The sequence below is a fragment of the Acidovorax sp. Leaf73 genome (assembly GCF_916855635.1).
GTDB classification, from domain to species: domain Bacteria; phylum Pseudomonadota; class Gammaproteobacteria; order Burkholderiales; family Burkholderiaceae_C; genus Acidovorax; species Acidovorax facilis.
Genome location: NZ_CAKASI010000005.1, coordinates 43997 through 63995, shown reverse-complemented (window position 1 = coordinate 63995; position 19999 = coordinate 43997). Strand labels below are relative to the sequence as shown.

At 65.4% G+C, this 19999-nt stretch carries 13 protein-coding genes, 2 tRNA genes and 1 riboswitch; of the genes, 10 read left to right on the top strand and 5 right to left on the bottom strand.

Annotation, left to right across the window (positions count from 1 at the left end):
- The first annotated feature begins 150 nt into the window (after positions 1–150).
- From LPA35_RS16835 to LPA35_RS16825, 3 genes are all read left to right on the top strand, one after another.
- Positions 151–1506 carry an amidase gene (locus LPA35_RS16835; protein WP_228897741.1) on the top strand — a complete coding sequence of 452 codons (1356 nt, stop codon included), beginning with the start codon at positions 151–153 and terminating at the stop codon, positions 1504–1506.
- A 52-nt stretch (positions 1507–1558) separates the two neighbouring features.
- On the top strand, positions 1559–2791 hold the full coding sequence (locus tag LPA35_RS16830) for an FAD-dependent oxidoreductase (protein ID WP_228897740.1): 1233 nt from the start codon (positions 1559–1561) through the stop codon (positions 2789–2791).
- An 84-nt stretch (positions 2792–2875) separates the two neighbouring features.
- A complete protein-coding gene (locus tag LPA35_RS16825; RefSeq protein WP_228897739.1) occupies positions 2876–4417 on the top strand; it encodes an NAD(P)H-hydrate dehydratase in 1542 nt (513 codons plus the stop codon).
- Positions 4418–4420: 3 nt separating this feature from the next.
- Here LPA35_RS16825 and LPA35_RS16820 read toward each other — a convergent pair whose 3' ends face one another.
- Positions 4421–5161 carry a helix-turn-helix domain-containing protein gene (locus LPA35_RS16820; protein WP_228897738.1) on the bottom strand — a complete coding sequence of 247 codons (741 nt, stop codon included), beginning with the start codon at positions 5159–5161 and terminating at the stop codon, positions 4421–4423.
- 130 nt (positions 5162–5291) lie between these two features.
- Between LPA35_RS16820 and LPA35_RS16815 the strand changes: the two genes are divergently transcribed.
- Positions 5292–6284: an alpha/beta fold hydrolase gene (locus LPA35_RS16815; RefSeq protein ID WP_228897737.1), complete on the top strand. Its 993-nt coding sequence runs from the start codon at positions 5292–5294 to the stop codon at positions 6282–6284.
- Positions 6285–6377: 93 nt separating this feature from the next.
- On the opposite strand, the gene rnr is transcribed toward LPA35_RS16815, so the two are convergent.
- Positions 6378–8705 carry a ribonuclease R gene (gene rnr / locus LPA35_RS16810; RefSeq protein WP_055394778.1) on the bottom strand — a complete coding sequence of 776 codons (2328 nt, stop codon included), beginning with the start codon at positions 8703–8705 and terminating at the stop codon, positions 6378–6380.
- Between the two features lie 19 nt (positions 8706–8724).
- Here rnr and LPA35_RS16805 point away from each other — a divergent pair.
- Both LPA35_RS16805 and LPA35_RS16800 read left to right on the top strand, forming a co-directional pair.
- Positions 8725–8809: transfer RNA gene (locus LPA35_RS16805), tRNA-Leu, on the top strand.
- Positions 8810–8995: 186 nt separating this feature from the next.
- Positions 8996–9080 (top strand) — tRNA-Leu (locus tag LPA35_RS16800).
- A gap of 151 nt (positions 9081–9231) precedes the next feature.
- Here LPA35_RS16800 and LPA35_RS16795 read toward each other — a convergent pair.
- Complete coding sequence (locus LPA35_RS16795; protein ID WP_228897736.1) at positions 9232–11988, bottom strand: DUF349 domain-containing protein; 2757 nt, start codon at positions 11986–11988, stop codon at positions 9232–9234.
- 921 nt (positions 11989–12909) lie between these two features.
- Here LPA35_RS16795 and LPA35_RS16790 point away from each other — a divergent pair.
- The 4 genes from LPA35_RS16790 to LPA35_RS16775 all read left to right on the top strand — a co-directional run bounded on the left by LPA35_RS16790 (position 12910) and on the right by LPA35_RS16775 (position 16936).
- A complete protein-coding gene (locus LPA35_RS16790; protein ID WP_055394774.1) occupies positions 12910–13749 on the top strand; it encodes a lytic transglycosylase domain-containing protein in 840 nt (279 codons plus the stop codon).
- A gap of 93 nt (positions 13750–13842) precedes the next feature.
- A riboswitch (ZMP/ZTP riboswitch) is annotated at positions 13843–13997 on the top strand.
- A 35-nt stretch (positions 13998–14032) separates the two neighbouring features.
- Positions 14033–15277: a serine hydroxymethyltransferase gene (glyA, locus tag LPA35_RS16785; protein ID WP_121420559.1), complete on the top strand. Its 1245-nt coding sequence runs from the start codon at positions 14033–14035 to the stop codon at positions 15275–15277.
- Between the two features lie 17 nt (positions 15278–15294).
- Positions 15295–15744, top strand: a complete 450-nt coding sequence (gene nrdR, locus LPA35_RS16780; protein ID WP_055394770.1) for a transcriptional regulator NrdR — start codon at positions 15295–15297, stop codon at positions 15742–15744.
- A 289-nt stretch (positions 15745–16033) separates the two neighbouring features.
- Positions 16034–16936 carry a DMT family transporter gene (locus LPA35_RS16775; protein ID WP_228897735.1) on the top strand — a complete coding sequence of 301 codons (903 nt, stop codon included), beginning with the start codon at positions 16034–16036 and terminating at the stop codon, positions 16934–16936.
- A 15-nt stretch (positions 16937–16951) separates the two neighbouring features.
- On the opposite strand, the gene LPA35_RS16770 is transcribed toward LPA35_RS16775, so the two are convergent.
- On the bottom strand, positions 16952–18769 hold the full coding sequence (locus LPA35_RS16770; protein WP_228897734.1) for a bifunctional UDP-sugar hydrolase/5'-nucleotidase: 1818 nt from the start codon (positions 18767–18769) through the stop codon (positions 16952–16954).
- A gap of 103 nt (positions 18770–18872) precedes the next feature.
- Positions 18873–19970 (bottom strand): chorismate synthase, encoded by a 1098-nt coding sequence (gene aroC / locus LPA35_RS16765; protein WP_055394766.1) that lies wholly within the window; start codon positions 19968–19970, stop codon positions 18873–18875.
- Positions 19971–19999 lie beyond the last annotated feature (29 nt).

Below are 19999 nucleotides of genomic sequence, written 5' to 3'. Positions count from 1 at the left end.
ATATTTGCAGTGCCGTGATCTTCACGAACACCGCAACACCTTGACAGGGCTGCTTTGCGATTGGTCTTGCCGCAGCGGCCACGCTGGTTGTGCAAACCTTGCACCACTGCGCTACTGCTCCCAGCAAAACCCAAAGATTCTAGCACACCCATGCTCTCTGACCTGATCGCCACCCGTGAGCAACTGCGGGACGGCGCCACTACCGCGCCCGCCGAGCTGGAACGCTGCATCGACGCTGCCCAGGCCACCTCCAACACCCACAGCTTTGTGCGAACCCTGTTCGACGAGGCTCGCACCACAGCGGTGCAACCGGGCGTAGCCCAGTTGCCTCTGGCCGGGCTGTCGGTGTCGGTGAAGGACCTGTTTGACGTGGCCGGCCAACCCACCCCGGCGGGCTCCACCGCACTGGCGGGGGCTCCCGCAGCAGCTAAAGACTGCCCGGCCGTGGCCCGACTGCGCGCAGCGGGTGCCAGCCTGATTGGCCGCACCAACATGGTGGAGTTCGCTTTCTCGGGCGTGGGCATCAACCCCCACTACGGCACGCCTGCTGCCTGGGACGCCCGTTTTGGCGCCGTGCCCGGCGCACCCCGGGTGCCCGGCGGGTCTTCGTCCGGCGCCGGGGTGTCGGTCGCCACTGGCGCCGCGTTCATCGGGCTGGGGTCGGACACCGGTGGCTCCATCCGCATTCCTGCAGCGCTCAACGGCATCGTGGGCTTCAAGAACACCGCCCGGCTGGTGCCTACCGCTGGCGCCTTGCCGCTGTCCACCACCCTGGACACTGCCTGCGCCATGACGCGCACCGTGCGCGACGCCATCGTGGCGCACGAGGTGTTGGCCGCCCGGCGCGTGACGCGCAGCCTGGCGCCGCTGTCGCAGTACCGGCTGGCGGTGCCGTCCACCCTCTTCCTCGACGGGCTGGATGCCACCGTGGCGCGCGCCTTTGAGCGCAGCGTGGAAGCCTTGCGCCAGGCCGGCGCCCAGATCGACACCATCGACCTGCCCGCCGTGCTGGAGCAGCCCGCCTATGGTTTTGCCGCCCCCGAAGCCTACGCCTGGCACCGCGAGCTGCTGCAGCGCGCAGGCGACCGCTACGACCCCCGGGTGCGCATGCGCATTGAAAAAGGCGCCACGCTGATGGCCTGGGAATACATCGACCTGGTGCAGGCGCGCCAGCGATGGATTGCACGCATGCTCTCCGACATGGAGCGCTATGACGCCCTGCTGTCCCCCACCGTTCCCATCGTGGCACCGCTCATTGCCGATGTCGCGCCGGCCGATGGACTGGACAAAGTCCAGAACGCCGCCCGCGACGCCGAGTTCTTCCGCGTCAACAACCTGCTGCTGCGCAACACCAGCGTGGTCAATCTGCTGGATGGCTGTGCGCTGTCGCTGCCTTGCTATGTGCCAGGGGAACTCCCGGTCGGGCTGATGGTCTGGCACGGAGCGCTCAGGGACGACACGGTGCTCAACGTGAGCCTGCAGATCGAACAAATACTACAAAAATAATAGCTGCTCGCGCTTTACCAACAAGCGCCAGAAGCCAAAAACACCCATATTCATGAAGATTGCTATCGTGGGCGCCGGCATCATCGGCGTCACCACCGCATACGAGCTGGCCAGCGACGGCCACGAAGTCACGGTGTTCGAACAACGCAGCGCAGCCGCCGAGGAAGCCAGCTTTGCCACTGCAGGACTGCTCGCACCCTACCTGCTGAGCCCCTGGGCAGTGCCGGGCTTTGGCCAGCCGCTGCGACTGATGGGGGCACAGGCCACCCTGCGGATGGCGGGCGGCCTGACCCTCGCCAACTGGGCCTGGTTGCGCCGCTGGCGCAGCATGGCCCGCAGCCACAGCGCCCCGGCTACAGCCGTCGAGCGCCTGGCGCAGTACAGCCAGACGCGCCTGCAATCCATCGCCAGCCAGCACGAGCTGGATTTCGAAGCCAGCGATGGCCGCCTGGTGCTGCTGCGCACTGAGGAAGACCGCACGCGCCTGCAGCCCGCACTGCAGGTGCTGCGCGACAGCGGCGTGACCTTGCGCGAGATCGACGCCGATGTGGCCCGCCAGATCGAGCCCGGCCTGTCGCCCGAGGCGCCGCTGGCAGGCGCCATCCACTTGCCCGACGCGCGCGCGGGCAACTGCCGCCTGTTTGCCCAGCTGCTGCGCCAGGGTATTCAGGGCGGTGGCGTGCAGTTTGTGTTCAACACCCGCGTGGACCGACTGGGCAGCAGCCCCACCGGCGTGGTGCTGCAAGGCGAAGCGGAGCTGCGTCGATTTGATGCCGTGGTGCTGTGCGCGGGCATGGCATCAGCCACGCTGCTGCCTGCGCTGGGCTTGGGCCTGCCCATGGCGGCCGTGTATGGCTACTCCGTCAGTGCCCCGCTGCGCGAATCCACCCACGCCCCGCGCGCCAGCGTGGTGGATGCGGGTCAGCAGATATCCATCACCCGCCTGGGCCAGCGTGTGCGCATTGCCGGTGGTGCTGAACTGGCCGGGGCCGATGCCGAGCACCACACCCCCACACTGCAGCGCCTGTACCGCACGCTGAACGACTGGTTCCCCGGCGGCGCGCAGCTGTCATCCAACCTGCAGATCTGGCGCGGCGCCCGCACCATGCTGCCCGACGGAGCACCGGTGGTGGGCGCCAGCGGCGTGCCGGGCTTGTGGATCAACACCGGCCACGGCGCAAGTGGCTGGGCTCTGGCCTGCGGCAGCGCCCGGGCGCTGGCCGACCTGATCGCGCAGCGCGAGCCCGAGGTGTCGCTGGACGGGCTGGGCATGCGTCGGTTCTAAGAGCCTGCGCTTTGCCCCCACGGGGTGTCGGCGCACAATGGCAGGCGCGCTGCCACTGGCAGCAGCCCTTGCCCCCTGCAGCCCATGCACCGCATCACCGCCCACCAGCCTTATCCCCTGTTCAACACAGCCGCCACCCGCCGCCTGGAAAATGCGGCGGCGGCCGCCCTGCCCCTACACACCCTCATGCAACGCGCCGGCCTGGCCGTGGCGCAATTGGCCCAGGCGCTGGCCCCCCACGCACGCACCGTGTGGATTGCCTGCGGGCCCGGGAACAACGGAGGTGACGGACTGGAGGCTGCCATGCACCTGCAGCGCAGTGGCCGCAAAGTGGTCGTGACCTGGCTGGGCCAGCCCGATACGGCCCCGGCCGATGCCAGGGCCTCGTGGCAGCGGGCGCGGGATGCGGGCGTGGTCTGGGCAGACACCGCACCCGGCGATCTGGGGGCCAACGACCTGTGCATTGATGCGCTGCTGGGCATTGGCGTCTCTTCTTCACCCCACAGCCCCGCACGCCCGCCCGACGCAAGGCTCCAGGCCTGTCTGCAAGCCCTGCACCGCAGTCCGGCCCCCGTGCTGGCTGTGGACCTGCCCAGCGGGCTGGACGCAGACACCGGCCAATTTGCTGCAGGCCTTGCGCCCGACACCCCAACCCACCAGCACTACCACCTGCACCACCAAGCGCCCCCGCCACGCCACACGCTGAGTCTGCTCACCCTCAAGCCCGGCCTGTTCACCGCCGCCGGGCGGGACGCAGCAGGCCAGGTCTGGCTGGATGATCTGGGCGTAGAACCCGGGCACGAGCCGCCCAACGCCTGGCTTTCCGGCCCCGCCCTGCCCGCCCCCCGCGCCCATGCCAGCCACAAGGGCAGCTATGGCGACGTGGCTGTGGTGGGCGGCGAAGGACTGGCGGCGCGGGGCATGGGCATGGCGGGCGCCGCTCTGCTGGCCGCTTCGGCCGCTCTGCACAGCGGCGCGGGCCGGGTGCTGGTGGCTTTGCTCGACAACGGTCAGCAGCAACTCGACCCACAGCAGCCCGAGTTGATGTTCCGCCGCTTTGACGCACTGGCACTGGAACAGCTCACCGTGGTCTGCGGCTGTGGCGGCGGGCAGGCCATCGCACGCGTTCTGCCCGAGGTCATCACCCGCGCAGCCCGGCTGGTTCTGGACGCCGATGCGCTCAACACCATCGCCACCCAGGCCGCTTTGCACGCGCTGGTGGTGGCGCGCGGCCAGCACGGGCAAGCCACGGTGCTCACACCACACCCGCTGGAGGCCGCCCGCCTGCTGGGCCTGACCACCGCCGAGGTCCAGGCCAACCGGCTTGGGGCCGCGCAGCAGCTGGCAGACCAGTTCAACTGCGTGGCCGTGCTCAAGGGCTCGGGCACCGTGGTTGCCGCACCCGACCGCGTGCCCGCCATCAACCCCACGGGCAATGCGCGACTGGCCACGGCAGGTACAGGCGATGTGCTGGCAGGCATGGTGGGCGCCCACCTGGCCGCCGGTGCCAGCACCTTGCGCGCTGCGAGTGAAGCGGTGTACCAGCATGGCCAGGCGGCTGATGATTGGCCAGCGCGCCAGGCGCTGACGGCCAGTGCGCTGGCGCGGCGCGTGGGCGGAAGCTGAGCCTCAGGCCAGCAAGGTCACCGTCTTGAGCGGCTTGAGCACGCTCGACGGTGTCATGCCAAAGGTCTGTCGGAACATGCGGCTGAAGTGGGCCGAATCAGAAAACTCGCCGTGCAACGCCGCGTCGGTCAGGCGCGGACTGACCGCCAGCCCCGCCATCGCCAGCCGCACCTGGGACCAGACCCGATAGGTGCGCAAGCTCACCCCCATTTCGGCGCGAAACAGGTGGTTGAAACGCGACGCTGAAAGCTGGACGCCCGAGGCCAGGTAACCCCGTGCCACCCGCCCCGCCTGCGGATGGCGCAGCACACGCAGGCTGCACGCCACGCGCGGGTCCAGCGGCGCCACCTCGCTATCGAGCGGGCAACGCAGCAAGGCGGGCAGGTCGAAGTGATGCAGATAACCCTCCATGGCGCTGCGCGCCCCCACGGAGACTGCGACATCCAGTACCACGCCACCCTCTTGCTGGAGAAGACCGCGCAACCCCCGTGCTTCGCGCGAATCGGGCTCCAGGTACACCAGGGCAACCGTCTCGCCGCAAGGGTCGAACAGGTGCTCCACGCCCGCGTCCACCAGCGCGCTGTGGCAGGTCTCCACACGCCCTGCCCCCCAGTGCACCGCGAACCGCCCCGAGAGCCCCATCAGAAGCACCGGCGACGCATGGCAGTGCCAGCCCGTGGCCGGGATCTCTCCGACGTAGAGCGCCCGGTCAGTGCCCAGGGTCAGTGTGTTGCGTGCTGGCATAGCCCAAACCTACAAGTATTTTTACCGCGTTCTCCGTAGCCTTGCCTCTCCCGCCAGGGGCCGAGCGTGTGTTGACACTTGAAGCAGCAGTCCCTGGCATGCACGCAGCCATACCCTTGGAGAACGCTTCTTGAAACGCATCGTTATTTCTGTCGCAACGGCACTGGTACTGGGCACGGTCGGCCTCTACTACTGGGCACCTTCGCTGTTCAAAGAGCCCCTGCTCAGCGCCAATCGCCATCTGTCCGGCCTGGAAGAAAAAACCGCCGATGCGGCCATGCACACCATCCACTACCTGGACAACGACACGCCCCCAAACCCCGCGCCGGGCCACGGCAGTGGCACACCCATCGTTCTGCTGCACGGCATTTTTGCGGAGAAAGACCATTGGGTGGATTTTGCGCGACCGCTCACCGGCCAGTACCGGGTGATTGCCCCAGATATCCCGGGCTTTGGCGAGAGCACACGGCGGGACGACCAGCCCTACGACTACGCCGCCCACGTCACGCGGCTGGCCGCGTTTCTGGACGCGCTCGGCCTTGCGAAAGTGCATCTGGCGGGCAACTCAATGGGCGGCACCATCGCCGCTCTCTTTGCTTTGCAGCATCCCGAGCGCGTGGCCAGCGTGGCGTTCATCGGCGCACCCCACGGCATTCACTCGCCCCAGCCCAGCACCATGGACCGCCTCATCGACACCGGACAACGCCCGCTGGTAGCCTACGATGCCGCAGCCTTCGGCGCCATGATGGATCTGGTGTTTGAAAAGCGCCCCTTTTTGCCCTACCCCATCCTGCACGCGTCTGAACAAGAAGCGCTGCGCAACGCCACCTCCAACACGCGCCTGTGGGACGCGCAGCTCAAAGACCGCTACCTGCTGGAGCAACGACTGAGCACGTTGCAGCACCACCCCATCCTCGCCCTGTGGGGCGAGAGCGACCACGTGTTCGACCACTCTGGACTGCAGACTTTGCAGAAGCTGTTGCCCCACGCCCATGCCGAAGCACTGCCCGGCATTGGCCACCTGCCCATGATGGAGGCGCCCAAAGAGACGGCGCAGCGGTACGCCCGCTTCTTGGGCGTTGTGGCCACGACCCCGCGCGAGACCACCCCGAAAATCCAATAAAAATAGCTGCTAGCGCTTATCCATAAAGCGTTAGCAGCTATTAATTAGTGAGCAATAGCTTGAGCGTGATTTTGTACGCCGTCCCCGCTTGTGTCAGCCCCGGCGGGGCTTGCGCGCCTTGCTCTTGCTGGATTTTCCCGCAACCGCCTTCTTGACAGATGCTTTCAGAGACTGGATCGGTGAACGCGCGGCCCGCTCACGCGAAAGGCCCGCTTGCTCCGTGGCAGATGGGGTTGGGCCCTTGTCGGACTTGCGTCCACCGGACCGGCCACCCGCCTTGCGGGCGCCACCAGCGCCTTCTGTGCCCAGGCCCTTGTCTTTCAACGCGCGGCCCAGCAACTCTTCGCCCTCGCGCACCAGGCGGAAGTCGATCTTGCGTCCGTCCAAGTCCACACGGCTGACCTGCACCCGGACCCGCGCGCCGATAGCGTAGCGGATGCCTGTGCGCTCACCCCGCAGCTCCTGGCGCGCCTCGTCGAACTTGAAGTACTCGCCGCCCAGTTCGGTGATGTGCACCAGGCCTTCGACATACATCGCGTCCAGCGTGACGAAAATGCCGAAGCTTGTCGCTGCGCTGACCACGCCGCTGTATTCCTCGCCCAGGTGCTCGCGCATGTACTTGCACTTGAGCCAGGCTTCCACATCGCGGCTGGCCTCGTCGGCACGGCGTTCGTTGGCACTGCAGTGCAGGCCTGCGGCCTCCCAGGCCTGGGTGTCGCGGCTTGGTGGTGCCACATCCTTGCGGGGCTTGGTGCCGGGCGCCGCCACGCGGGCCGCCAACCGCTTGGCCAGCTTGGCATGGGCTTCGCCGGGTGTGGGCAAGGACGGCAGCGCGTACTTCGTCTTGCTCAGAATGGCCTTGATGACGCGGTGCACCAGCAGGTCGGGGTAGCGCCGGATCGGGCTGGTGAAATGCGTGTAGGCATCGAATGCCAAGCCAAAGTGCCCACTGTTGACGGGCGTGTAGATGGCCTGCTGCATGGAGCGCAGCAGCATGGTGTGGATCTGCTGAGCGTCGGGCCGGTCCTTGGTTGCCGTGGCGATGGCCTGGAAGTCACCGGGTTTCGGGTCGTCGCCAATCGTCATGCCCACGGCCATGGCCTTGAGGTAGTTGCGCAGGATTTCCTGCTTCTCGGGCGTGGGGCCTTCGTGCACACGGAACAGGCCGGGCTGCCCGCCCTGGGCGATGAAGTCAGCGCTGCACACGTTGGCGGCCAGCATGGCCTCTTCGATGAGCTTGTGCGCATCGTTGCGGGTGCGCGGCACGATCTTCTCGATGCGGCCGTTTTCGTCGCAGACGATCTGTGTTTCGGTGGTCTCGAAGTCCACCGCGCCGCGCGCCTGGCGAGCGATGAGCAGCGCGCGGTACACGTCATGCAGGTTGAGCAGGTCCTTGACGCGGTCCTTGCGCTTGCTGGCCTCGGGGCCGCGCGTGTTGGCCAGGATGGCCGCCACTTCGGTGTACGTGAAGCGCGCATGGCTGAACATCACTGCCGGGTAGAACTGGTAGGCATGCACCTCGCCCTTGGCGGTGACCAGCATGTCGCAGACCATGCACAGGCGTTCCACCTCGGGGTTCAGAGAACAGAGCCCATTGCTGAGCTTCTCGGGCAGCATGGGGATCACGCGGCGCGGGAAGTACACGCTGGTGGCGCGGTCGTAGGCATCGATGTCGATGGCACTGCCCGTCTCCACATAGTGGCTCACGTCGGCAATCGCCACCAGCAGGCGCCAGCCCTTGCTGCGGCCGACCTTGGCGGGCTCGCAGTACACAGCATCGTCGAAGTCGCGCGCGTCTTCGCCGTCGATAGTGACCAGGGGCACGTCGGTCAGGTCCACGCGGCGCTTCTTGTCCTGCGCGCGCACCTTGTCGGGCAGTTCCTTGGCCTGGGCGAGACACTCGGCCGAGAACTCGTGTGGCACACCGTACTTGCGCACGGCGATTTCGATCTCCATGCCGGGGTCATCGACCTCGCCAAGCACTTCGGTGATGCGTCCCACAGGCTGGCCGAACAAGGCCGGCGGCTCGGTCAGCTCAACCACCACGACCTGCCCAGGCTTCGCAGCGCCCGTGGCGCCCTTGGGGATCAGTACATCCTGACCGTAGCGCTTGTCTTCGGGGGCCACGAGCCACACGCCGCTTTCCTGCAGCAGTCGGCCAATGATGGGCTGGGGCGGACGCTCAATGATTTCAACAACACGCCCTTCGGGGCGGCCACGGCGGTCCTGGCGGACGATGCGCACGCGCACACGGTCCTTGTGCAAGACTGCGCGCATTTCGTTCGGGGGGATATAGATGTCGCCTTCGCCATCGTCACGGATGACAAAACCGTGTCCATCACGGTGCCCTTGCACGCTGCCTTCAATCTCGTCCGACAAATGCGTGGACTGCGTGCCGGGGGTGGTTTTTTTGATATACAATCTTAGACTTTCCTGAAATGCCCAGGTGGCGGAATTGGTAGACGCACTAGTTTCAGGTACTAGCGAGTAACATCGTGGAGGTTCGAGTCCTCTCCTGGGCACCAAGTTTAACGAGAACCAGCGATGGTTTTCAAAATATCGAAGCCGCTGTACACACAGCGGCTTTTTTATTTGCCGATACGTTTTGCACCTTCTGTTGCGGCCAAAGAATTTTGAACCGACGGTACATTTTTTTGAAAACTCTCCAGAAGCCTGAGTTTCTTGTCCTATAATTCGAGGCTGATCTGAAAGCCCAGGTGGCGGAATTGGTAGACGCACTAGTTTCAGGTACTAGCGAGTAACATCGTGGAGGTTCGAGTCCTCTCCTGGGCACCAAACACATTAAAAGCCGTTGCAGTTGCAACGGCTTTTTTGTTTTCTGGCCGCCAAAGAAAAACGAGACCACCAGCGATCTCGTCTTGCGTGTTGCGGTAAGCGCTGTGGGCACACACACACCGCAGTGCACATGCCCACCCGCCACATCACGTCACTTGCGCAGCAGTGTTTTCAGCACGTTCTGCAAACGGCGTGCGCTGCCTGCATCGCTGGAGCTGGCCAGCACGCGCGCCACATCCTGCCCCCAGGTCTGTGCAGGCGCAGGATCATTGCGGCGCGTCAGCAGCTGCAACTGCAGCATGCGACGGGCAGCGATGTGCTCCGCCGGAGTGGGCGCCTCAGCCGCCATCTCCAGGCGCAGCAGCGCTTCTGCCGCATCACCCTTGGGGGCAGCCGTCAGCGCTTGCGTCCAGGCGCTGCGCACCGATGCCGTCACACCCGAACCCAGATCTTGCGTGCCGGGCACCAGCGCTGCATCGCGCTTCTCCCAGGCCGTCAACAACTGGGTCAGCGCCTCGCCGTGGGCCTGAGCCGCCAGCTTCTTCAAGGCCAGCTGGGCGTGCTCCATGGCTTCGCGCTGGGCGCGGAACGCGGTGTCACCCAGGCGGGGGCCGCGGTCCTCGAACGCTGGGCGCTCGCCAAATCGGCCGCCACGGTCAGCACGGTCGCCCATGCGGCCATCGCCACGCGGGCCACGGGCGCCATCGCGATCACCCGGACGACCATCGCGGCGGTCGCCTGGACGCGTACCACGGCCAGCGGCCGCAGGCGCATCCTTCTTCATGCCGGGGCGGTCGTCACCGCGCACTGCCACCACAGGCCGGGCAGTAGGCTTAGGTGCTGCGGGCGCTGGCGTGGCAACCTCGGCAACTTCACCACCATCGGGGGTTTCGGCAGATTCACCGGCGCCACCCTCGGTAGCAACCGGGAGAGCGCCTGCCTGCGCCTCTGAATGCGCCTGAGCATCCTTTTGCGCCGTGGCCACAGCTTCTGCCGCCTGGGCCTGACCGCGCAGTGCAGCTTCCAGCGCCTGCATGGCCGCGCGAATCTGCTGCGCATCACCGCTGGCATTGGCAGCCTCCAGGGCCTTCGAAGCCTCCAGCACCACGCGATCGCGTGCGCTCAATTCGGTCACCGCGCGCTCGCGGTCTGCCGACTTGCGGTTGAAGGCTTCATCGATGGGTTTGCGAAACGCATCCCACAGCTTCTGCTCGTGCTTGCGGTCCAAGGGCACGGTTTGCGCCTCAGCCTGCCAGCGCTGCTGCAGCGCCTTGACCGCATCGATGCGCAAAGTGGGGGCCGCACCAAGGGCCATGGCCTCATCAATCATTGCATGACGGCGGGCCAGGCTTTCCTTCTGTGCAGCTTCCAGGGGAGCAGCTGCCATGGAAATCGCCTGCTTCCAAAGGGGTTGCAGTTCCGCAAACAGCTTCTCGCCCACATGGCCGCCTTCGCGCCAGCGATCACCAAACTGGTGGAGGGCACGGTTGATGGCTTTCCAGTCGCCAGAGTTGGCATGTTCCTGCGCCCACGCCTTGACCTCTTCGATCAGCGCCAGGCGTTGGGCCTTGTGCTCAGCGGCTTCGGTGCGGATCTTGTCAAGCCACGCCTCCACCACCTTGTGCGCAGCGTTGCAGGCTTCGTCGAATTTCTTCCACAGGCTGTGGTTGGGAGCCCCGCCCTGGTCTGCCTGTTTCCACTGCTCGCGCAGGTTGCGCAGGGTTTCCTGCATCTTGCGGCCGCCCAGGGCCTGGCCCTCAGGGCGGTTGAGCAAGGCCTCAGCCTTGGCCACCAGGTCTTCGCGCACCTGGTCTGCGCTCCAGCGTTGCCAGCCTTCCAGCTCACCAGCCGCCACCAGGGCCGTATGCACCTGCTGCTCCAGGGCGCTATCGATGTGTTTGCCATGCACCTTGAGCACGGCGCGCAGCGCGGCTGCAGCCCCGGCACTGGCCTTCCCATGACCCTCGGCAGTTTCCTTTTCGAGGACCGCCAAGGCCTCCCGCACACTATGCGCAGCCTTTTCAATCACTTCCGGCGCGACTTTGGGCTTGGCAACACGCGCAGGCTTGGCGGCCGCAGCGGCAGCAGCAGCCTCCGTGGGCAGGCCGCGCGCGGTACGCAGCTCATCCGCCCAGACGGGCACTGGCGGCAGCGGTGCATTGACATCTTCGGCGGCCGCCACAGCCTGGGCCAGTGCGGGCTGGAATGCCTCCCACACCACCAGCAGCTGGGTGCGCGACGCATCGAGCAAGGGGGGGAAACGTGCCTCCACACTGGCCCAGCTGGCATCGCCAGTCAATTCCTGCGCCTGTTCTTGCCAGCGGGCCACATCGGCACGCAACAGCTCCAGCGCCGCCTGAGCGTCACGCCAGGACTTGGTGGAAAGCACTTCGATGCGCTGGGCCAGCAGCACAGCCGCCTCACGCTGCACCTGAACGCGGTGCTGCAGATCCTCGATCACCTTCACGCGATCCGCGACCTGTACCTTGAGCACAGACAAGGGCTCGCGGGACAGCGGTGCGCCCGCCTTGGCGGCATCACGCTGCCATGCCAGGGCATCGGCAATGTTGAGCTTAGGGGCTGCAAGCAGCACCTGCGCTTTTTCAGCCCACTCGGCGGCAATGACCTCCTGGCCCTTGGCGCGGCGGATTTCATCGAGGCGCTCACGCACCGCGCGCGCGGCGCCCTTGTCACGCCCGCTCAATTCTTTGAAAACCTCCTGCAACTGCTCGTGGTCTGGCTGGGTAGCCAGCCAGTCACGAATGCGGGAGGCGCGCTCGCCTGAGGTAGCGGCAGAAAAAGCGCCACCGGTCAGCGCATCAAGCGGATGCGGCTCATGGGTTTTGGCCGGGGCCGGATTCACTTCAGGTGCGTCGGACATTTTGCTGCGGGAAAAAAATGGAAACATGGATCCAATGGATAACAAAGGCGGCCCCGGGCGCACTGCCTGAAGGCCTGCCCCGGCAACTGCGCTGCACGCGCGCCAGAGCAACAAAGCGGCTATTTTCACCGGGTTTGGCAAACAGGCCGCAGCATGGCGGTGTGCCAAGCCCTGGGGGTGATCTGGCACAAGGCTTTGCCAGACGGGCTGACATGCTGCGGCCCTGCAAGGGCGCCGCCGCTCTAGGGAACAGCCCCCATTATCTATATATAAGGGCCAAGAGCCCAAAAGCACGCCACGCCACAAACAAGAAAGCCCGGCAGACAGGGCCTCAAGGCCTGCCTGCCGGGCTTGACGGCTGACACAACGGTCTTTGCCATCGGTCGCGATGCGGAGATGAAGGTCCACATGGCGAGGAGGCAAGGTATTGCCTCCAGGGGTTTGCCGTAGAAGCCGCATCTGCTGCACCAGGACACTGAATGCCCTCGGAGGGAGACTTGGCTTCGTCTGGCGATGCCTGAAATCTACAGGCAACGCAACCTTACCAAAGGCGCCGCCGCAACTCAAACTGGATTCTCAATGGCAAAAAGACCAGCGATTGAATTTGACATACGCACGTAACAACAGCTCGCAAAGTCCCAAGCGCCAGGTCGGCGCACACCCCCTAAAACCTGTGATTTTTTACATACTTTTCATAACTTAATGATCTTAAAAATCAAGATGTTAGTATTGACTAAGCATTTAGTGAACTTCTAGAATCCGCCAGCCCCAAAACGGGCTAGTAAAAACCCCAACCTCGCTGCCGAACCCGGCTAAGTCAAAGCAGGCCCCAAGCACACCAAAGACGTGCGGCCTCACTTGATGGCGTACCAATCCAGGCGATCCGCCGAGACGAGACAGTCCCCGACGACTGCCCGGCTCACTGTGGCGCCTCAGAAAGGAAGAGCTATGACAGCGTCAGGAAAAATAGTCTCCGGCGTGCGGACCTTCGTGGCCGACGTGACCGAAGGTTTTCTTGAAATCACCCACAACAGCTTTGCCCTCATCGGCCTGGCTGTCGCCTTCGTCGTGATCACCCTCACGGCCCGCCCGGACTTGCGCCAGGCTGGTGAAGCACAGTTGATGAACTGGCTGCAGGCCCGCCAAGTGGAAGTGCTTGGCATGCCCATCGAACCAGAAGCCAGTGAGCGCGCCACGGCGGGCAACCCCAAGGACCTGCCCAAAGAGCAGGCTGCCGTCGCCTTCTGGCTCAGCAAGAAGTACCGTGTCGCCCCTGAGCCGCTGAGCGTGCTGGTGGCCGAGGCCTATGAAATTGGCGCAAAGTCCAAGATCGACCCGACGCTGATCCTTGCCATCATGGCCATCGAGTCGAGCTTCAACCCATTTGCACAAAGCGCCGTTGGCGCCCAGGGGCTGATGCAGGTGATGACCAATGTGCACACCGACAAGTACCAGAACTTTGGCGGGCACTTTGCTGCCTTTGACCCCGTGAGCAATCTGCGTGTGGGCGTGAAGGTTCTGCAGGAGTGCATTGCGCGCGCCGGTTCGGTGGAGGGCGGGCTGCGCTTTTATGTCGGCGCAGGCAATCTTGCCGACGATGGCGGCTATGCGGCCAAGGTGATGGCCGAGCATTTCCGGCTGCGCCAGGTCGCCGGTGGCCGGGCCATGCCCACCACGCCACCACCCAACCTCTCTACCCAGGCTCCCGCACAGGTCATCCCGGTGGCCGCACCGCCCGCAACGCCTGCCGCCAGCGGTGACAAAGTGGCCCTGCTCTCCGGGCTCTGACAAGGTTCGCGAGCCCCTGGGGGTAGAAACATCCCTCGGACACACCGCCTCCCATTTCCCTGGCACCTTTGCGCGCGTCACGTCAGCTACACTAGCGAGGTACGCGACTGGCGATAGGCGCGGCATCCAACACAGGGTGCTGCCGCTGACGTGGAAACCGACAAGGGCCTGCCTCTTGTGAACCACTGGGAAGCGTGCCGCACGGGGTTTATCCCTTCTGCGTTCAGCCGTTCGCCTGGGCAGCCCTTGTTTCAAGGGACACAAGTTCATAGGACTGCCAATCATGTACGACCGCAATATTCTTGTCGAACAAACCGACCCCGAACTGTTTGCCGCCATCCAGGCTGAAAACGCCCGGCAAGAGCACCACATCGAGCTGATCGCCAGCGAGAACTATGCCTCCCCCGCCGTGATGTGGGCGCAGGGCACGCAGCTGACCAACAAATACGCCGAAGGCTACCCCGGCAAGCGCTACTACGGTGGCTGCGAGCATGTGGACGTGGCCGAGCAACTGGCCATCGACCGCGTCAAGCAGATCTTCGGCGCCGAAGCCGCCAACGTGCAGCCCCACTGCGGCGCCTCTGCCAACGAGGCCGTGTTCCTGGCCTTCCTCAAGCCCGGCGACACCATCATGGGCATGAGCCTGGCCGAAGGCGGCCACCTCACACACGGCATGCCGCTGAACATGTCGGGCAAGTGGTTCAACGTGGTCTCCTACGGCCTGGACGCCAACGAAGCCATCGACTATGAAGCGATGGAAAAGAAGGCCCACGAGACCAAGCCCAAGCTCATCATCGCCGGTGCATCGGCCTACAGCCTGCACATCGACTTTGCGCGCTTTGCCAAGGTGGCCAAGGACGTGGGTGCGATCTTCATGGTGGACATGGCCCACTACGCTGGCTTGATCGCAGCTGGCGTGTATCCCAACCCCGTGCCCCACGCCGACGTGGTCACCTCCACCACGCACAAGAGCCTGCGCGGCCCCCGTGGCGGCATCATCCTGATGAAGGCCCAGCACGAAAAGGCTATCAACAGCGCCATCTTCCCCGGCCTGCAAGGTGGCCCGCTGATGCACGTGATCGCCGCCAAGGCCGTGGCCTTCAAGGAAGCTCTGCAGCCAGAGTTCAAGGCCTACCAGGAGCAAGTAGCGAAGAACGCCAAGGTGGTGGCCGAGACGCTGACCGCACGCGGCCTGCGCATCGTGAGCGGCGGCACGCAAAGCCACGTGATGCTGGTGGACCTGCGCGCCAAGGGCATTACCGGCAAGGAAGCCGAGGCCGTGCTGGGCGCCGCCCACATGACCATCAACAAGAACGCGATCCCCAACGACCCTGAAAAGCCGATGGTGACCAGCGGCGTGCGCATTGGCACCCCCGCCATGACCACGCGTGGCTTCAAGGAAGAAGAAGCCCGCATCACGGCCAACCTGATTGCCGACGTGCTGGACAACCCGCGCGACGAAGCCAACATCGCTGCGGTGCGCGCCAAGGTCAATGCCCTGACCGCCCGCTTCCCCGTCTACGGCTAAATCCACAGCCGAAAACCATGAAGTGCCCCTTCTGCAGCCACCTCGAGACGCAAGTCGTTGAAACGCGGGTGTCTGAGGATGGGGTCTTCATCCGCCGCCGCCGCCAGTGCGGCGCGTGCGACAAGCGCTTTACCACCTACGAGCGGCCGGAAGTGAACTTCCCGGCCATCGTCAAGAAGGACGGGCGCCGCATTGAATACGACCGGGGCAAGCTGCTCGCCTCGTTCAACCTGGCTTTGCGCAAGCGCCCCGTGAGCACAGACCAGATCGACAGCGCCATCGAGCGGATCGAGGAAAAGCTGCTCAACCTGGGGCAGCGCGAGGTGATCTCCAGCCGCATTGGTGAGCTGGTGATGCGCGAGCTCAAGAAGCTCGACAAGGTGGCCTACATCCGCTTTGCCAGCGTGTACCGCAGCTTTGAAGACATCGACGACTTCCGCGCCATGGTCGACGAAGTGCGCAAGTAAAAGCCTTCGTATTGCTGTCTGCACCGGTGCCGGCTACAGGGCCGGACGATCTCAGGCGATTTTGGCCTCTAGCGCTTATCACACAAGCGCTAGCAGCTATAAATATTATAGCAACCACATCCACGGGCAACGCATGTGGACCTGAGCGGGCAATCGCTGTCGCGCGTGCTACACCGCAGTATGCTCCAAAATTAATAGCTACCTGCGCTTTCTGGATAAGCGCTAGGTGCCAATTTGGCTTGAAAACTGGCTTGGTGCGAGCCAGCGCGCGACTCGCCTGTACTCCACAATGCGCCCGGTGAAAACCCGCCACTTCCTGCAGCTGGTGCTGCTGTCCGCCCTGTGGGGCGCCTCCTTTCTTTTCATCCGCATTGCCAGCCCCGTGCTCGGGCCCAACGTGATGGCCGCGCTGCGCATTGGCCTGGCCACGTTGACGCTGATGGGCATCATGCGGGTCGCCAACGAACCCTGGCCGTGGCGACATTGGCGCGAGCTGTTCGGGCTGGGCACGCTCACCGTCGCACTGCCTTTTCTGCTGTATGCCTGGGCGGCCTTGCACCTGCCCGCCGGCTACAGCTCGCTGCTCAACACCATGGCCGTGCCCTTTGGTGTGATTGCCGCCGCGTGGATGAAGGAGGACACACTGAGCACGCGCAAGTGGCTGGGTTGCGTCTGCGGCTTTGCGGGGGTGGCGCTGATCGTGCAGCTGGGGCCCGTGGAGCCCACGCCTGCTTTGCTGATGGCAGCGGCGGCCTGTGTGGCAGCGTCTGCCTGCTATGGCATCTCTACGACGTGGATGAAGCGCGCCACGACGCGAATGTCCCCGTTGTCGATTGCCGCAGGCATCCACGCCGCCGCACTGGTATTGCTGATGCCGGGCGCTGCGTGGAGCTTGCCCGAGGCCCGTTTCACACCGGGGGCACTGGCTGCGGTGGCCGTGATGGGCATCGTGACCTCGGGCCTGGCCTACTGGCTCAACCTGCGGGTGCTCAAACATGTCTCGCCCGTGGCAGCGATGAGTTCGGCCTTCATGATCCCGCTGTTCGGTGTGGCCTGGGGCCACGTCTTTCTGGGCGAGGCCTTGGGCCCCGGGATGGTGTGGGGCGGAGCGCTGGTGCTGGTGGCCACCGGGCTGGTGACAGGATTCAACCCGCTGCGCTGGCTGGCGGCAATGCGCCCGGGGCGCAGCTAAGAACCAGCACGCGCCTCAGCGGGCCCCGCGCGTGATGCGGTCCGTGGCGGGCACCGGCACCGGGCTGTGGGCGCGGAAGTAAGCCTCCAACGCGTCCAGGTCCAGCCCGCCCACCACGCGGTCGCGGCCTTCGGCCAGCACGGTGAAGTTGTCCCCGCCGCTGTCCAGGTAGCTGCTCATCACCACGCGCACCTGCGCATCGTCGTGCAGCGGTGTGCCGTTCAGCACCATGTGGCTAATACGCGCACCCACTGGCTGGGTGAGGTCATAGCGGTACGAAAACCCTGCAGACACCAACAGCACCCGGGGCCGCTGCACGGTGTTGCTGCCGCTGGCGAACTGCTGCTCCAGCGCCGCCTTGATCTGCGCGCCCGTGAAGGTCTTGACGACCAACTGGTTGCCGAAGGGCTGCACCGCATAGAGCTGGCCATAGCGCACCAGCCCTTGTTCATCGGGCACCAGATCAGCGCGCAGGCCACCCGGATTCATCAAAGATAGCTGCGCCCCACCCTGCTCCGGTGCACGCGTGGCGTGGAGTTGGGCATCGGCCACCAGGTTGCCCAGCGCGCTTTCGAGCGACGGGGCCGGTGTGCGCCGCAGGGCGCCAGCGGCCTGCCCCACGGGGCGCTGGGCCAGCGGCACGGCAGCCGCGCGGTAGGTGTCGATGACCTTCTGCACCTGCGGATCGGCCGCAAAGGACGGCACGGCCGAGGTCAGGGGCACGTGCCCCTGGCTGCCCGTGAACGCCTCGCCCTGCACGATGACATTGCGCGCAGCTTTGTGCACCACGCGGCGGGTGCGCGTGTCCACCCGCAACTGGATGTCCGTGAGCAGCGTGCCGTACTGGCCCGCGCTGGTCAGCAGAAAGGGCTTGGCTGGGTTCACGCGGCCGTAGTCGCAAACATAGGCCTGGTGCGTGTGGCCCGAGACCACCACGTCCACGGCCGGGTCCAGCCGCTCCAGGATGGGCACGATGTCGCCCGAAAGGCCCGCGCAGCTGGTCTCCTGCACGCCGGCCGTGGTGCCGCCGCCCTCGTGGATGACCACAGCGATCACATCGGCGCCCTGGGCACGCAGCTGCGGAATCAGCGCGTTGGCCGTGGCCGCTTCGTCCTCAAAGCGCAGGCCCGCCACACCCGAAGGGCTGACCATGGTGGGCGTGGCCTGCAGCGTGAGTCCGATCACGCCCAGGGTGACGGTCACTCCACCCTCGGTAAATCGTTTGATGCCGGTGGCAGGCAGCAGCGTGCGCCCATCCTCGGTGCGCACGGTGTTGGCGGCCAGAAAGCCGAACCGCGCCCCAACGAAGGGCTGGCTGATCTGGCAGGGCTGGCGCGCAGTGAACTTCTCGCAGCCGCCGTGCTGCAGGCGCAGCAGTTCGCGCCAGCCCCGGTCGAACTCATGGTTGCCCACGGCATTGAAGTCGATCTGCATGGCGTTGACCGCCTCGATGGTGGGCTCATCCAGGAACAGTGACGACAGCAGCGGCGATGCACCCACCATGTCCCCCGCCGAAACCACAGCGTGGTGCTGTCCCCGGGCCTTGAGCGCCGCAATGGCGCTGGCGAAATAAGCCATGCCCCCGGCAGGCACCGAGACCGGCCCCGCCGCAGTCTGGACGGTATGCGCCATGCGCGGCGGCTCCAGGTTGCCGTGCAGGTCGTTGAAGCCAATGAGCGTGATGTCGATGTGCTGAGAGGTTCGCCCATCGCCAGTTGGCAAAGCCGTGCCGCAGCCCGCAAGCAGCGCACCCAGTGTGGCCACCATCGCGAGTGCGACCTTGCGGCGACCTCGCTGCGATCCCATGAAACCCTGTGCCAACAAGCTGCGCATGGACTACCTCATTCAATCCAAGAAAAAAGGGCGCGCATCGCTGCACGCCCTCTGCGTCACCAGCACCGAAAGCCCGTGCTCCACCCGCAGCGCAGCGCGCCCGTTACAGGAACGATGCCTGTATAGGCGGCACCGGGGGCACCACGTCGCCACACTGCGCGCGGTGGCGCAGGGCGTGGTCCATGACGACCAGTGCCAGCAGCGCTTCGGCAATGGGCGCCGCGCGGATGCCCACGCAGGGGTCGTGGCGGCCCTTGGTGATGACCTCGGTGCTGTTGCCATGCACATCGATCGATTCACGCGGGCTGATGATGGAACTGGTGGGCTTGATCGCAATGCTCACTTCCAGGTCCTGCCCGGTGCTGATGCCGCCCAGCACACCACCGGCGTTGTTGGTGCGAAAGCCCTGGGGCGTCATCGAATCACCGTGCATGGTGCCCCGATGGGCCACGCTGGCAAACCCAGCGCCGATTTCCACGCCCTTGACAGCATTGAGGCCCATCATGGCGTGGGCAATGTCGGCATCGAGCTTGTCGTACAGCGGCTCACCCAGGCCCACCGGCACGCCGGTGGCCTGCACGCGGATGCGGGCACCGCACGAATCACCGGCCTTGCGCAGGGCATCCATGTAGTCCTCGTACTGCTGCACATCGGCCACGGGGGCGAAGAAGGGATTGCTGCGCACATGCTCCCAGCTCTCGAACGGGATGGCCAGCTCGCCCAGCTGCGTCATGCAGGCGCGAAACTGTGCACCGTATTGCTGGGCCAGCCACTTCTTGGCCACCGCGCCCGCAGCCACCGTGGGTGCCGTCAGCCGGGCCGACGACCTACCACCGCCACGCGGGTCGCGGATACCGTACTTGTGCCAGTAGGTGTAGTCGGCATGGCCGGGGCGAAAGCTCTCGGCGATGTTGCTGTAATCCTTGCTGCGCTGGTCGGTGTTGCGGATCAGCAGGGCGATGGGCGTGCCTGTGGTCTTGCCCTCATACACGCCGGAGAGGATTTCCACCGCATCGGGCTCGTTGCGCTGCGTGACGTGGCGGCTGGTGCCAGGGCGGCGCCGGTCCAGGTCGGCCTGGATGTCGGCCTCGGACAGCGGCATGCCGGGCGGACAACCGTCGATCACGCAGCCAATGGCCGGGCCGTGGGATTCACCAAAATTGGTGACTGCGAATAGGGTTCCGAAGGTGTTGCCGCTCATGGGGCGGGATTATCCCAGAGCGGCGTGCG

Bases quoted from the DNA above. Each gene is read 5' to 3' on its own strand.
- aroC (WP_055394766.1), bottom strand. From the start codon at position 19,970: ATGAGCGGCAACACCTTCGGAACCCTATTCGCAGTCACCAATTTTGGT.
- LPA35_RS16795 (WP_228897736.1), bottom strand. From the start codon at position 11,988: ATGTTTCCATTTTTTTCCCGCAGCAAAATGTCCGACGCACCTGAAGTG.
- LPA35_RS16790 (WP_055394774.1), top strand. From the start codon at position 12,910: ATGACAGCGTCAGGAAAAATAGTCTCCGGCGTGCGGACCTTCGTGGCC.
- LPA35_RS16835 (WP_228897741.1), top strand. From the start codon at position 151: ATGCTCTCTGACCTGATCGCCACCCGTGAGCAACTGCGGGACGGCGCC.
- LPA35_RS16770 (WP_228897734.1), bottom strand. From the start codon at position 18,769: ATGCGCAGCTTGTTGGCACAGGGTTTCATGGGATCGCAGCGAGGTCGC.
- LPA35_RS16775 (WP_228897735.1), top strand. From the start codon at position 16,034: ATGCGCCCGGTGAAAACCCGCCACTTCCTGCAGCTGGTGCTGCTGTCC.
- glyA (WP_121420559.1), top strand. From the start codon at position 14,033: ATGTACGACCGCAATATTCTTGTCGAACAAACCGACCCCGAACTGTTT.
- LPA35_RS16825 (WP_228897739.1), top strand. From the start codon at position 2,876: ATGCACCGCATCACCGCCCACCAGCCTTATCCCCTGTTCAACACAGCC.
- LPA35_RS16830 (WP_228897740.1), top strand. From the start codon at position 1,559: ATGAAGATTGCTATCGTGGGCGCCGGCATCATCGGCGTCACCACCGCA.
- LPA35_RS16820 (WP_228897738.1), bottom strand. From the start codon at position 5,161: ATGCCAGCACGCAACACACTGACCCTGGGCACTGACCGGGCGCTCTAC.
- nrdR (WP_055394770.1), top strand. From the start codon at position 15,295: ATGAAGTGCCCCTTCTGCAGCCACCTCGAGACGCAAGTCGTTGAAACG.